Below are 12,743 nucleotides of genomic sequence, written 5' to 3'. Positions count from 1 at the left end.
GTCGGCGCCGACGACCCGCTCCCGCTCCCGCCGCCGCTCCCGCTGCCGCCGCTCCCCCTCCCGCTCCCGAAGCGCGGCGCGGCTGCCTGCATCTGGCGCACGCACCGCGCTGCACTGCGCCGACGCGGGACGACGCGGTCTTCTCCGCGCCGTGACGGTTCTGGTTCACGAAACCCGAGGATCGTGAACCAGAACCGTCATCGATGTGGAGCGGAACCTCCTTCCCCCGCGGTCGACAGTCACCGGCGGTTCGCCGGGGGTCGGACCCGCTCGAGGGCCCGCCGCATGGACGACGTCGTGCTGAAGCCGAAGCGGGTCGCGACGTCGGACGGGCGGTCTCCACGACTGAGCGCGCTCCGGACGGCGAGACTGCGGTACCAGCGGCCGAGCTGCGCGGGCGAGCATCCCGTCGCTGCGACGCACCGGCGCTCGAGGGTGCGCGCCGACATGTCGATGCCGACGAGGAGCTCCCGCACGGATGGTCGACCGGCGGGATCGAACAGTCGGTCGAGGACCCGCGCGAGACCGTTGTCGCCGAGCATCGGGGGCGGGTTGTCGCGGAGCACGGTCGTGACGACGAGTCGGGCGAGGGCCTGCTGCTGCGCGCCGTGCCACCTCCCGCCGTCGAGGTGCCCGACGTGGCGGAGCGCGAGGCCGACATCGGGCGAGGGCGCACCGGGCGGACCGGTCGTCGCGATGGCCGGGAGTGCGAGGACCTCGTCGGCGAGGGGTCCGAGCGTTGCGGCGCCGACGAGGACACCGGTGAGCGCGAAGAGTGCCTCGTGCGGGAGCGCGTACGTCTCCGCGGCCCGGGGTGGGCCGGAGCGCTCCGGGCCCGAGCTGATCGTGATCGTCGCGTGCCCTTCGACCAGGGCAGCGGTTCCGGCGTCGACGAGCGCGAGGTCGTGTCCGCGCCGGACCCACACGGAGCGGGATCGCGTCGCCACCCAGGCGTGGGTGCCCGTCGGTTCGACGTCGAGCGTCCACGCCTCGTCGTCGGACCGGACCTCGGCGCCCGCCCCCACCTGGAGCCCGACGGCGTCGATCAGTGCTCGGAGCGCATCACCCATCCGACGAGCGTGATCCACGGGCAGGACGCGGGGGCGTGGATCGGGCGGACTGTGGAAGAGGGGGGATAACCCCACCCGGGGTGGGGAGAGGGCAGGATGGGGGAACGGCTCCGCGATCGCGAGGCTGGATGCATGACCGACACCGACCGCCTCGACCAGGCGCGAACCGTCCCGCTGGACGACGTCACGCCTTCGCCCGACCAGGCCCAGACCGTCCCGCTGGGCGACTCCGTGCCCCCTGGAGCCACCAAGCCGATGCCCCAGTACCCGCGCCAGCACCACCAGGACCCCCAGGATGCCCAGGACGCCCCGCAGTCCCCGCCGGCGTCGTGGAGCGCCACCCCGCGGGTCGGGTCCGGCCCGGTCGGTGGTTCCGGTCGCGGGTCCGGCATGACCGCCGGGCAGTTCTACCGCGACGCGTGGAAGCGCCTGCCGCGGGACTTCGGCTACATGGCGCTCACCGCCGTGCTGCTCTGCACGCTGTACTTCGCCTTCCCGACCGCGATCTTCGGTGGCGGCTTCCGGGACCTGTTCAACCCCTTCGTCCTGCTCATGTTCTTCATCGCGCTGTTCGTGGCGCGGTGGCTCGGACAGTTCGAGAAGCTCCGCATGAGCTGGGCCGACCCGAGGCCGATCCGGCCGGTGGACTGGACGCCCCGCTGGCAGCAGAACTGGTGGACCCGCACGGGGTCGGCCGTCGCCAACCCGCACTACTGGCTCTACCTGCTGCACGCCGCGGTCGTGTACCCGCTCGTCGCGGTCTTCACCGTGGGCGCCGGAGCCCTGCTGATCGTCGGCTTCCTCTGGCCGGTCGCGCTCGCGGTGGTCGCGTTCGCCAACGGGTTGAGCGCGCAGTACTTCGGGTGGGACATGACGGCCGCCGTCGGGTTCGGCGCCCTCGGGCTGCTGTCGATGGCCGCCTCGGTCGTGCTCTTCCCGCTCTGGGCCCGCGGGTCCGTCCTCGCGCACTACTGGGTCGACTTCGGCCTGCTGGGTGGCTTCCGGGCCGAGCAGCTCGAGCAGCGCGTCGCCGGCCTGCAGGCCTCCCGTGCCGGTGCCGTCACCGCCGAGGGGCAGGCGCTCCGCCAGATCGAGCGCGACCTGCACGACGGCCCGCAGCAGCGGCTGGTGCGACTCCGCATGGACCTGTCCGCCGCCGAGCGCGCCTTCGAGAAGGACCCCGAGAAGGCCAAGCAGCTCATCGGTGAGGCATCCGAGCACGCCCAGGACGCCCTCGACGAACTGCGCGCCCTGTCACGCGGCTTCGCTCCGCCGATCCTGCTCGACCGCGGACTCGTCGCGGCGCTCGAGGCACTGGTCGCCCGCACCCCGATCCCGGTGGGCCTGGACGTCCGACTGCCCGAGGGCCTGGAACTCGCCACGGAGATCCAGCGCAACGTGTACTTCACGGTGAGCGAGCTCCTGACGAACACCATGAAGCACGCCGGCGCAACCACCGCCGGGGTGTACCTCGGCTTGGTCGTCGACGCCTCAGGCCTCTGGTACCTCACCGTCAGCGTCACCGATGACGGCCGGGGTGGTGCCCGACCGCAGCAGGGCCACGGGATCGAGGGCCTGATCGGCCGCATGCGGGCCCTCGACGGCGACCTGGTCGTCTCGAGCCCCGAGGGCGGCCCGACCGAGGCCACCGCCCGGATCCCCCTCGGCGCCCTGAACGGCGTCCCGACGGCGGCGAACCAGCGGTCGTGACCCCACCGGGGCGTCCGCGCTCCCACTAGGCTGGTCGGCATGACAGACGGCCCGGATGCAGCACGCATCCGGGCCGTCGTCGTCGACGACGCCGTCCTGCTGCGCGAGGGCCTGGCCCGCGTGCTCGACGAGGCCGGCATCGACGTCATCGGGCAGTACTCCGACGCCCGGGCCTTCCTGGCGACGCTGCCCGAGGGTGCGCCCGACGTCGTGGTGATGGACGTGCGGATGCCGCCGACCTTCACCGACGAGGGTGTCCGGGCCGCCGTCGAGACCCGCCGGATCGCTCCACGGACGGGCGTGCTCCTGCTCTCCCAGTACGTCGAGGCCACCTACGCCGAGGACGTCCTCGCCGCCGGTGCGACCGGCATCGGGTACCTGCTCAAGGACCGCGTCACCCGGCTCGAGGAGATCGACGACGCCGTCCGCCGGATCGCCGCCGGGGGCACCGTGCTCGACCCCGAGGTCGTCACGCAGCTGATGAGCCGCCGTCGCGACCCGCTCGCAGCCCTGACCCCGCGCGAACGTGACGTGCTCGGGCTGATGGCCGAGGGCCGCACGAACGCCGCCATCGCCCGCGCCCTGGTGATCGGTACCGGTGCCGTCGAGAAGCACGTGTCGAGCATCTTCGGCAAGCTCGCACTCGAGGACACCGGAGAGGACCACCGCCGCGTCCTCGCCGTCCTCGCGTACCTGGGATGAACCGGGTCCCCGCGCCCCTGCTGGCCCTCACCGCGATGGTGTCCGTCCAGCTCGGCGCCGCGATCGCGAAGACCCACTTCGACGACGTCGGCGCGGTCGGGGCCGCCACGCTCCGGCTCGTCATCGGCGCCGTCGTGCTCGCCCTGGTGGTCCGTCCCCGCGTCCGGCACTGGACGCGGGCACAGTGGCTCGGTGCGGTCGGCCTCGGCCTGGCGCTCGGCGGCATGAACGTCTGCATCTACCTGTCGTTCGCGAGCATCCCGATCGGGGTCGCCGTGACGATCGAGTTCCTCGGGCCACTCGCCCTGTCGCTCGTGCACACCCGGCGCTGGCGTGATGCCCTGTGGGCCGTGCTGGCGCTCGCCGGGGTCGTGCTGCTCGGCGTCGGCCCGACCGCGGTGACCGAGGTGGGCGGGGTTGCCTGGGCGGTCCTCGCGGCCGGGTGCTGGGCGGGCTACATCGTGATGAACCGGCGCGTCGGCGCCGCGATCCCCGGTGTCGACGGGCTCGTCGTGTCGATGGTGGTCGCGATGCTCGTGTCGTTGCCGTTCGGGCTCCGGTCCGCGGTCGACGGCGTCGTGCGGGAACCGACGCTCCTGATCGTCTTCGGCGCCGTCGCCGTGCTGTCGAGCGTGCTGCCGTACGCCCTCGAGATGCTCGCGCTCCGCCGGATGCCGACACGGGTGTTCGGGGTGCTGCAGAGCCTCGGCCCGGCGATCGCCGCACTGGCCGGCCTCGTCGTGCTGGCCGAGGGGCTGTCGGTACTCGAGACGGTCGCCCTGGCGTGCGTCACCGCCGCGAGCGTCGGTGTGACGCTGTCGGCCCGTCGCCGACGCGGCGGACCGGTGGGGTGAACGAAGAGGAGGCCCGGATCACGTCCGCCGACGGCGGTGCGTGATCCGGGCCTCCTGAGAAGACCGTCTACTCGTCGCGCAGGAAGTCTGCGTACGTGGGTTCCGACTGCTCACCCGACAGGAGGGCCGGATCGTTGATCCGACGCTCGACGTAGGCGCTGATGACCTCGGGCGGGGTGAGCACGTGGGCGACCCAGGACGGCACCGCTGCGTTCTTCATGGTGCCTCCTTCGTGAGCACGGGTCCGGACCGGATGCCTCGATCAGTGAGTTACTTGCTGAACCCGCGTTCGCTAAACCATCCTCGGGGTGAAGACGGAAGTCAACGCAGTGCGTTCTGCGGACTCCGGTTCGCGCTGTCCCGATCGGCACGGAGCGTGCGGTGCTTCACCGCAGAGCGCCACACCCACGCCTCGGCCTGCTGTCCGAACTGCGCCCACTCCACCAGCACGGCATCGCGGGTCCAGCTCTTCGCGAAGGCCTTCACCCGGACGTGGAAGGTCGGGAACTGGATCCACGCCCAGACCGGCTTCGGGGTGACGGCGTGGCAGACGTCACCGCCGCGGGCATCCTCGGACAGGGAGTACGCGCGCGGACGCTCGACCTCCGGGTGTTCCGGGGGCTGCCACCGGTTCTCGCGACGCCGTCCCACGACGGTATTCGAACGTGTGTTCGAACAGCAGTCAAGTCGACCGCGCCGTCTGGACGAGCACCCGGGGCCGGACGGGCGTGTCGTCGGGGCGCTGAACGGTGGGGAGCGGGTTCCGCTGGCGGGGTCCCGGGGCATAGGGTGCGGGCATGCAGAGCAGCACGGGGGTACGGGTCGTGTCGGCGGCCGCGGTGGTGGCGGCGCTGGTGTTCGGAGCGGCCGGACTGGTCGGGACGGTCTGGTTGGCGCCCTGGGACCTCCCCCGCGGGCTGCTCCTCGGAGCCACGGTCCTCGGGGGCATCGCTGCCGTCGTCGTGCTCGTCGCCGCGGTACGTGCTCGAGACCGCCGGGCGCTCACGTTCGCGGTGTCCGTGCTCGCGTTCGCGCTCGTTTCGCTGGTTCCCGGACTGTTGATCGACGTGTTCCTCGTCGTCGCGCAGGCGGCGCTCGTGGCCTTCGGCCTCGTCACCGTCCGGAGTGAACCGGGCGTGCAGCGGGCCTTCGGCTGGATCGTCACGGTGGCGGCTGCGGCGTGGTTCGTCACCGCACTGCTGTCGGGGACCGTGCTCCTCACGGCGCTCCCGCAGGAGTCGCTCGGCGTCGCCTTCGCGGTCCCGGGCCTGCTGCAGACCGTCGCCTACCTGGCCGCGGCCGTGCTCGTCGCGGTGCCGCTGCTGCGCCCGGTGGGCCGCGGGGCCGGCGTGCTGTGGGCCTCGGCCGAGGTGCGCTGAGCCGGCCTCCCGCCCGCCTCAGCCCGCGCGAGCGGCCAGGCGCTCGGAGCGTCGGCGTGCCTGCTCCCCGGGGTCCGGCACGGGGGCGGCCTGGACGAGCCGTCGCGTGTACGGGTCCTGCGGAGACCGGAGGATGGCGTCGCGCGTCCCGTGTTCGGCGACCCGGCCGCCGTGCAGCACGACGACCCGGTCGCACAGGGTGTCGACCACCGCGAGGTCGTGCGTGACGAACAGGCACGCGAACCCGAGGCGCTCCTGCAGCTCGCGGAACACGTCGAGCACGCGGGCCTGCACCGACACGTCGAGCGCACTCGTCGGCTCGTCGGCAATCAGGAGCGCGGGGTCGAGCGCCACCGCGCGGGCGATCGCGACGCGTTGCCGTTGGCCCCCGGAGAGTTCGTGCGGGTAACGCTCGGCGTACCCGCCGTCGAGGCCGACGTCGGCGAGGAGTCGCTCGACACGCTCCTCGACCTGGGCCGCCGGCAGCCGGAGGATCTGGCGGAGCGGCTCGGCGACGGTCTGCCCGACGGTGTACCGGGGATTGAGCGACCGGAGCGGGTTCTGGAACACCACGCCGACGTGCTGGCGCATCTGCCGGCGGGCGGCTCGTCGTGCGCCGGCGACGTCGGTGCCGTCGACGACCACCGAGCCCGAGGTGATCGGCGCGAGGCCGACCGCGGCCCGGCCGATGGTGGTCTTGCCGCTGCCGGACTCCCCCACGAGGCCGACGATCTCGCCACGGCCGACGGTGAACGACACGTCGTCGACGGCGCGGAAGCGTCCGCGCAGGGCGCCGCCGTACTCGACCACGAGGTGCCGGACGTCCAACACGGCGGCCGGGGGCTCCGTGGCGGAACCGAGCCGGGCCTCCTGGCCGGAGCCGGTGCCCATCCGCGGGACCGCAGCGAGGAGTTCCCGCGTGTACTCGGCGGACGGTGCGGCGAAGACCGCCGCGGCGGTGCCGGTCTCGACGACGCGTCCGCGGCGCATCACGACCACGCGGTCGGCGAGGTCCGCGACGACACCCATGTCGTGGGTGATGAGCAGGATCGCGGTGCCGGTGCGCTCGCGCAGCGCGCGGAGGACGTCGAGCACCTCGGCCTGCACCGTGACGTCGAGGGCGGTCGTCGGCTCGTCCGCGATGAGCAGGTCCGGGTCGGCGGCGAGCGCCATCGCGATCATCACGCGCTGGGCCTGCCCGCCGGAGAGCTCGTGCGGGTACTGGCCCAGGCGGCGTTCGGGTTCCGGGACCTCCACGGCGCGGAGCAGCTCGAGCGAGCGCTCCCGGACGCCGGCGCGGTCGTGCGGGCCGTCGGTGCGTCGGACGGCCTCGGCGAGCTGGAACCCGATGGTGAACACCGGGTTCAGGGCCGCGGACGGGTCCTGGAAGATCATCGACACGCTGCGGCCCCGGACCGACCGGAGCGTGCGCTCGTCGGTACCGATGACCTCGAGGTCGCCGAGCCGGATGCTCCCCGAGGCGTGCGCACCGTCGGGAGCGATGCCCATCGCGGTCATCGCGGTCATGCTCTTGCCGGAGCCGGACTCCCCCACGACCGCGACGACCTCGCCCCGGGCCACGGTGAACGAGGCGTCGTCGACGGCGCGGACCACCTCGCCGTCGACGTCGAAGGTGACGGTGAGGTGCTCGACGGTCAGGACGTCGCTGGTGCCGCTCATGGGGTCTCCGGGGGGTCGGTGTCGTCGCGGGCAGCCTTGAAGGCCTCCCACTCCTCGAGCATCTTGCGGTGGTAGCCCTGCAGCCACTGCATGTAGTCGCGGCCGTTGAGCAGACGCTCGCGGACCTCGGCGTCCACGTCGCCCGTGCCGGTGCGGCCGGCGCCCTCGACGACGGCGAGCCCGCGGCCGATGATGTCGCGCTGCCGGTCGAGGTACTTCCGTTCGCTGGCGAGCCAGGAGCCCCAGACGTCGGCCTCGGCCCGGAAGTAGTGGCTGCGCTCGCCGGGGACGATGTGGCGCTTCACGAACCCGGAGTCGACGAGCCGCCGGGTGGCCATCGACACCGACCCCGAGCTGGCGCCGAGCGCTGCGTGCAGGTCGGACGACGACGAGTGCGGTGCGCGGGTCATCATCAGGTAACCGAGCACCCGGGCGTCGGTGAGCGGCATGCCCGCGCCGTCGTTGAGCATCAGGGCGAACTCCTCGACGAACGCCTGGCGCTCCGGTCCGAGCAGCCGGTCGTCGTCGGGGGCGATGCCGGTGCCGGTGCCGGTGCCGGTGCCGGGGGCACCCCGGTCGTCGGTCACGAGGCCAGCCCGGCGGCCACCTCGGGTCGTTCGCCCGGGATCGACCACGGCTCCTGCGACATGCCGCCACCGCCACGGATCGCCCGCACGGTGCCGTCGTCGTCGCGGGTGTAGGTGATGTCCTCGTCGACCGAGCCGAACCGGTTGCCGTGGGTCATCCGCAGGGTGTCGGCGTCGACGACCTCGAGTCGGGTGGGGGTGTCCATCGGCTCGGGGCCGGACGGGTCGACCTCGACGAGCCGGTCACCGATCCGGGCGACGTCGGTGACACCCCACGGGTTGGCGAAGCGTCCGGTGAAGGCGGCGGTGTCGACGTCGTCCGGCACCGGGGTCCCCGGGGCGTCGGCGTCGGCTGCGGCGTCGAGCATGGCGATGACCGCGGTGGCGATGAGCGTGGCCGGTCCGGCGGCGGCACTGGTCAGCACGGAGACGACGAGCCCGGACGCGGGGTCGAACATCGACTGGGTGATGTGTCCCGGGAACCCGCCCGAGTGCCCTCGGATCTCCCGTCCGCCGATCCGGTCGACGATGAACCCCGCGCCGTAGCCGCGGGCCGCGGGGTCGTCGGTGGCGCTCCAGGCCTTCCGCTGCGCGAGGCGCTTGGAGTGGTCGTCGAGCAGGGTGCCCTGCCCGATCACGTGCTGCGAGAAGTAGCGGACCAGGTCGGACGCGGTGCCGTGGAACCCGGTGGCGGCGGCCATCGCGCGGGTGTCGACGTGGTCGATGCGCTGCCGGTGCCGCGCGGTGTGGAAGCCGGTGTAGCCGACCACGAAGTCGTCGGCGCGCGCGGGGTCCCAGTCGGGGCCGGTGTTCCGCAAGCCCAGGGGTTCGGTGATCGACTCGCGCACGAAGTCGTTGTACGACTGCCCGGACACCGCCGCGATGACCAGGCCGAGCAGCGAGTAGCCGAGGTTCGAGTAGTTGAACGACGAGCCGGTCGGCACCTTCTGGCCGCGGTCGAGCACGAGCGCCAGGAGTTCCTGCTCGTCGGGGAACGGGCGGAGCAGGGACCAGTAGTCGCCGTCGTGTCCGTCGCGGATGACGCCGGCCCCCATCTCCATGAGCTCGCGCAGGGTGGCGTCGGCGAGCGGCGAGCCGCCGTCGACCAGTGCGGGGACGTACGTGCCGACGGTGTCGTCGAGCCGGAGCGACCCGCGCTCGGCGAGCTGCAGCAGGGCCGTCGCGGTGAAGGTCTTCGAGTGCGAGGCGATGCGGAACAGGTCGGTGGTGGTCAGCCGACGCCCGGCCTCGACGTCGGCGTAGCCCCAGGCCTCGTCGAACAGGACCTCGCCGCCGTACCCGACGGCGACCTGCACGCCGGGCACCCGCAGCTGCCACACCTTGTACGACACCCACTCACGGATGTAGGGCAGGGTCTTCCGGTACGCGGAGAGGGTGTCGGTCACGGTGGTCCTTTCGAGAGCGGTTCTGCAGCGAGTCTGACGCGTCGGTGTCGATCAGGGTCGGTGTCGATCGTGGCCAGTGTCGATCGTGGTCGGTGTCGATCGTGGTCAGTGTCGATCATGGTCAGCGCCGACGTGGGTCGAGTGCGGCGCGCAGCGTGTCGCCGAGCGCGATGACGGCGAGCACGGTCACGGCGAGGAACGCCGCCGGCGCGATGAGCATGTGCGGGGCCCGGAGGAACTGCGAACGTCGCCGCGGACAGCTGCAGCCCCCACGAGATCGCCGGACGCTCCAGCCCGATGCCGAGGTAGGTCAGCGACGACTCGGACACGATGACCCCGCCGACGGTGATGGTGGCGAGCACGAGCAGCGGCGAGATCGACGACGGCAGCACGTACCGGGTGGTGATCCGCCACGTCGACAACCCCATCGTGCGGGCGGCGAGCACGAACTCGGCGCCCCGGACGCTGCGGACGCTCGACCGCACGAGCCGGGCCATCGTCGGCCACCCGAACAGGGCGAGCACGAGCGACACGGTGAGCACCGACCGCTCCCCCACGCTGTTCAGCACGACGACGGCGCCGAGCAGGAACGGGAACCCGAGGAACACGTCGGTGAGCCGGGCGAGGACCGCGTCGACCCACCCGCCGACCATGCCCGCAACGGTCCCGACGACGACCGCGACCATGCCGGCGAGCAGGGTCGTGAGCACCGCGACGGCGATCGACGACCGGGTGCCCCAGATGACGTTCGCGTACACGTCGCAGCCCTGCAGGTCGAAGCCGAACGGGTGCCCGGCGGTCGCCGACGCCCCGCTCCGGCCGAGGTCGCACACCCGGGGGTCGCCGTGCCCGAACAGGCCGGCGAAGAGCTGCGGGAACGCCGCGATGAACAGGACCACCACGAGCACCGACGCGGGCACCCAGAACCCCGGCGTCCGTGCGGCGGCGAGCAGTGGCCGACGCCGGACCCCGACGGAGGGTTCGACGGTGGCGCCGAGGGCTTCGGTGGTCATCGGGAGGCTCCTGTCCGGACGCGCGGGTCGAGGGCGGCGTGCAGCAGGTCGACGAGCACGCTCGTGACGAGGAACACCAGGATGAGGGCGGTCGAGATGCCCACGACGACGGCGCCCTCGTGCGAGCGGATGCCCTGGAACAGCAGGTTCCCGACGCCCGGCAGGTTGAAGATGCCCTCGATGATGACGGTGCCGCCCATCAGGTACCCGAGGTCGGTCGCCAGGTAGGTGGCGGTGGGGATGAGCGAGTTCCGCAGCACGTGCACGCCGACGATCCGGCCCGGCGCGAGCCCCTTGGCGCGGGCCGTCCGCACGTAGTCGGCGTCGAGCGTCTCGATCATCGAGGTCCGGGTGAGCCGGGACACCGCGGCCAGGCCGAACAGGGCGATCACGAACGCCGGCAACACGTACGCGGTCGGCCACCCCGCGGTGACGCCCGCGACCGGGAACCAGTGCAGCCGCACCGAGAACACCAGCTGCATGGCCACGCCGAGCACGAACACGGGCACGGCTCCGACGACGATGGTCCCGACGAGCACCGTCTTGTCGAGCACGGTGCCGCGCCGGAGCGCCGAGACCACGCCGAGCCCGATGCCGAGGACGATCTCGAGTGCCCACGCGCTCAGCGCCAGCGTGATCGTCACCGGCCAGCGCGAGGCCATCTGCTCGCCGACCGACTGCCCGTTGAAGTCGGTGCCGAAGTCGCCCCGGAACAGGCCGCCCAGGTACTGCACGTACTGCAGCCACAGGGGTTGGTCCAGGTGGTACTCCGCCCGCAGCGTCCGCACGACGGTGTCGGTGAGCGGTCGCTCACCGCCGAGCGCCTTGATCGGGTCGCCCGGCAGCGCGAACGTCATCGCGTAGATCAGGAAGGTCACCCCGAGGAACACGATCACCAGGCCGCCGAGTCGGCGACCGGCGGCGAGCGTCGGACGCATCACGCGCCTCCCGCCTGTCCCGTGGTGGCCAGTGACGGTCGGGAGGCGCGGGTGCGGTCCGCCACGTGCGCCGCGCAGGCGAGGATCGCCCCGTACTGCACCCCCACCAGCTTGCCCACCGGGATCGGCTGCGCACCCGTCGACGCGTCCGCCTGCCAGTGCGCGTACCGCTCGGCCAGGCGGTCGCGGAGCCGCCGGAGCGGCGCGGACGCCGTGCCGGCGGTCGTCTCCGCCTCGACGGCACGCAGGAGCATGCCGCCGTAGCGCAGGCGGAAGCAGCGGACGAGGTCCTCGCAGCCGAAGCGCTCCGCGACGGTGGCCATCCGGTCGGCCGGTTCCCGCTCGGCCCGGCGGCGGTCGGTGTCCGCGATCCCGACGAGCATCGGCACGAACGCCCGGGAGGCCTCGACGAACGGGGACGGGATCGAGAGCATCGGCGACGCCTCGTCGAGGAACGCCTGCAGTTCCGCACCCGAGGCACCGAGCTCGTCCGCGCACCGGCGGAGCAGGTCGGCGTACGACTCGTCGGTCGGGGCCTGGTCGTCGGCGTCGGGGTGGCTCCAGTACGGCAGCTCGGCCACCATGCAGAGGGCCCCGTGCCGCATCGCCCACGCTGCGCTCGACCCGCCGTGGATGTGCTCGCCGGGGTCGACACCGAGCTCCTCGAGGTAGGTGTACGCCGTCTCGATGCCGTCCATCGCGAACACCGCCGGGGCGAGCTCCCGCAGGTACGGTGACTCCGGCTCCCCGGTGTCGAGCGGCAGCCCGAGTGCGGCCGGCACCGCGTGCAGGGTGTCGACGACGTCCGGCAGGTCCTCGGACAGGTAGTAGTAGACCCCGCCCATCTCGCCGTTGTGCAGGCTCACGAGCAGGTCCGGCTCGGTGTCGTCGATGAGCCGCATGAACGCGAGCGTCTCGGGCAGCACCTGGTCGAAGTACACCGACTTGTAGCTGTTCGGGAACGTCCACTCGACCTGGCTGTCCGGGGCGGGCCGGTAGAAGTTCCGCGCGTAGAAGACGCGGTCGTGCGGGTCGTGGAACCACGCCTCGTTGAGCCGCATGCCGTCCGGGTCGATCGTCGGGACGATGTGCCAGGTGACGTCGAGCGTTCGCACACGCTCGTCACCCAGGGCCGTCTCGGCGAGGTGCAGCGCCGTCCACGAACCGATCGGCTCGTTCGGGTGCACCCCGCCGACCACGACGGCCGCGTGCGACCCGGTGCCTATGCGGTAGCTGTGCAGGGGTTCGCCGAGGCGGCTCGTGCCGATCCGGGTCACCGTGACCCGGTCCGGGTGCGACGCGGCGAGCGCGGCGAACCGGGCGTGCAGGTCGTCGACGAGCGGGAAGCCGTCGCGGTCGGGGACGTCGCGGACCAGGTCGAGGACGGTGTGCTGCTCCATGCCC

General features: G+C 72.6%; 13 protein-coding genes. 4 read left to right on the top strand and 9 right to left on the bottom strand.

Features of this window, described 5'->3' with window-relative positions:
• Window positions 1-239: 239 nt before the first annotated feature.
• A complete protein-coding gene (locus OE229_RS07955) occupies window positions 240-1,070 on the bottom strand; it encodes a helix-turn-helix domain-containing protein (RefSeq protein WP_262137333.1) in 831 nt (276 codons plus the stop codon).
• A 132-nt stretch (window positions 1,071-1,202) separates the two neighbouring features.
• Here OE229_RS07955 and OE229_RS07950 point away from each other — a divergent pair, with 132 nt between their 5' ends.
• The 3 genes from OE229_RS07950 to OE229_RS07940 are packed head-to-tail and all read left to right on the top strand — an operon-like array spanning window position 1,203 to window position 4,336.
• Window positions 1,203-2,780, top strand: coding sequence for a sensor histidine kinase (locus tag OE229_RS07950; RefSeq protein WP_209133458.1), 1,578 nt, complete (start codon window positions 1,203-1,205; stop codon window positions 2,778-2,780).
• A gap of 39 nt (window positions 2,781-2,819) precedes the next feature.
• Window positions 2,820-3,482: a response regulator transcription factor gene (locus OE229_RS07945; protein ID WP_027464682.1), complete on the top strand. Its 663-nt coding sequence runs from the start codon at window positions 2,820-2,822 to the stop codon at window positions 3,480-3,482.
• Window positions 3,479-4,336 (top strand): EamA family transporter, encoded by an 858-nt coding sequence (locus tag OE229_RS07940; protein ID WP_262137332.1) that lies wholly within the window; start codon window positions 3,479-3,481, stop codon window positions 4,334-4,336. Before OE229_RS07945 ends, OE229_RS07940 begins: the two co-directional genes overlap by 4 nt.
• Before the next feature lie 67 nt (window positions 4,337-4,403).
• On the opposite strand, the gene OE229_RS07935 is transcribed toward OE229_RS07940, so the two are convergent.
• Window positions 4,404-4,556, bottom strand: coding sequence for a hypothetical protein (locus tag OE229_RS07935; RefSeq protein WP_017886018.1), 153 nt, complete (start codon window positions 4,554-4,556; stop codon window positions 4,404-4,406).
• Between the two features lie 101 nt (window positions 4,557-4,657).
• Window positions 4,658-4,987, bottom strand: coding sequence for a hypothetical protein (locus tag OE229_RS07930; protein WP_035807629.1), 330 nt, complete (start codon window positions 4,985-4,987; stop codon window positions 4,658-4,660).
• 146 nt (window positions 4,988-5,133) lie between these two features.
• Here OE229_RS07930 and OE229_RS07925 point away from each other — a divergent pair, with 146 nt between their 5' ends.
• Complete coding sequence (locus OE229_RS07925; RefSeq protein WP_262137331.1) at window positions 5,134-5,715, top strand: hypothetical protein; 582 nt, start codon at window positions 5,134-5,136, stop codon at window positions 5,713-5,715.
• Between the two features lie 18 nt (window positions 5,716-5,733).
• Here the strand turns inward: OE229_RS07925 and OE229_RS07920 are convergent, their stop codons facing one another.
• The 6 genes from OE229_RS07920 to OE229_RS07895 are packed head-to-tail and all read right to left on the bottom strand — an operon-like array spanning window position 5,734 to window position 12,739.
• Window positions 5,734-7,395, bottom strand: a complete 1,662-nt coding sequence (locus tag OE229_RS07920; RefSeq protein WP_262137329.1) for a dipeptide ABC transporter ATP-binding protein — start codon at window positions 7,393-7,395, stop codon at window positions 5,734-5,736.
• Entirely contained in the window at window positions 7,392-7,982 is a 591-nt protein-coding gene (locus OE229_RS07915) for a GbsR/MarR family transcriptional regulator (protein ID WP_262137327.1), read from the bottom strand. Before OE229_RS07915 ends, OE229_RS07920 begins: the two co-directional genes overlap by 4 nt.
• Complete coding sequence (locus OE229_RS07910; protein ID WP_262137326.1) at window positions 7,979-9,388, bottom strand: serine hydrolase; 1,410 nt, start codon at window positions 9,386-9,388, stop codon at window positions 7,979-7,981. The genes OE229_RS07915 and OE229_RS07910 overlap by 4 nt, the downstream gene beginning before the upstream one ends.
• Complete coding sequence (locus OE229_RS07905) at window positions 9,385-10,401, bottom strand: ABC transporter permease (RefSeq protein ID WP_263345203.1); 1,017 nt, start codon at window positions 10,399-10,401, stop codon at window positions 9,385-9,387. The genes OE229_RS07910 and OE229_RS07905 overlap by 4 nt, the downstream gene beginning before the upstream one ends.
• Window positions 10,398-11,339, bottom strand: a complete 942-nt coding sequence (locus OE229_RS07900) for an ABC transporter permease (protein WP_209133765.1) — start codon at window positions 11,337-11,339, stop codon at window positions 10,398-10,400. The genes OE229_RS07905 and OE229_RS07900 overlap by 4 nt, the downstream gene beginning before the upstream one ends.
• Window positions 11,339-12,739, bottom strand: a complete 1,401-nt coding sequence (locus OE229_RS07895; protein ID WP_262137323.1) for a M14 family zinc carboxypeptidase — start codon at window positions 12,737-12,739, stop codon at window positions 11,339-11,341. Before OE229_RS07895 ends, OE229_RS07900 begins: the two co-directional genes overlap by 1 nt.
• Window positions 12,740-12,743 lie beyond the last annotated feature (4 nt).

The sequence above is a fragment of the Curtobacterium poinsettiae genome (assembly GCF_025677645.1).
Lineage (GTDB): Bacteria > Actinomycetota > Actinomycetes > Actinomycetales > Microbacteriaceae > Curtobacterium > Curtobacterium poinsettiae_A.
Note: the sequence above shows the minus strand (reverse complement) of the source record. Positions and strands in the feature narration are given on the sequence as shown.

Bases quoted from the DNA above. Each gene is read 5' to 3' on its own strand.
- OE229_RS07955 (WP_262137333.1), bottom strand. From the start codon at position 1,070: ATGGGTGATGCGCTCCGAGCACTGATCGACGCCGTCGGGCTCCAGGTG.
- OE229_RS07950 (WP_209133458.1), top strand. From the start codon at position 1,203: ATGACCGACACCGACCGCCTCGACCAGGCGCGAACCGTCCCGCTGGAC.
- OE229_RS07945 (WP_027464682.1), top strand. From the start codon at position 2,820: ATGACAGACGGCCCGGATGCAGCACGCATCCGGGCCGTCGTCGTCGAC.
- OE229_RS07940 (WP_262137332.1), top strand. From the start codon at position 3,479: ATGAACCGGGTCCCCGCGCCCCTGCTGGCCCTCACCGCGATGGTGTCC.
- OE229_RS07935 (WP_017886018.1), bottom strand. From the start codon at position 4,556: ATGAAGAACGCAGCGGTGCCGTCCTGGGTCGCCCACGTGCTCACCCCG.
- OE229_RS07925 (WP_262137331.1), top strand. From the start codon at position 5,134: ATGCAGAGCAGCACGGGGGTACGGGTCGTGTCGGCGGCCGCGGTGGTG.
- OE229_RS07920 (WP_262137329.1), bottom strand. From the start codon at position 7,395: ATGAGCGGCACCAGCGACGTCCTGACCGTCGAGCACCTCACCGTCACC.
- OE229_RS07905 (WP_263345203.1), bottom strand. From the start codon at position 10,401: ATGACCACCGAAGCCCTCGGCGCCACCGTCGAACCCTCCGTCGGGGTC.
- OE229_RS07900 (WP_209133765.1), bottom strand. From the start codon at position 11,339: ATGCGTCCGACGCTCGCCGCCGGTCGCCGACTCGGCGGCCTGGTGATC.
- OE229_RS07895 (WP_262137323.1), bottom strand. From the start codon at position 12,739: ATGGAGCAGCACACCGTCCTCGACCTGGTCCGCGACGTCCCCGACCGC.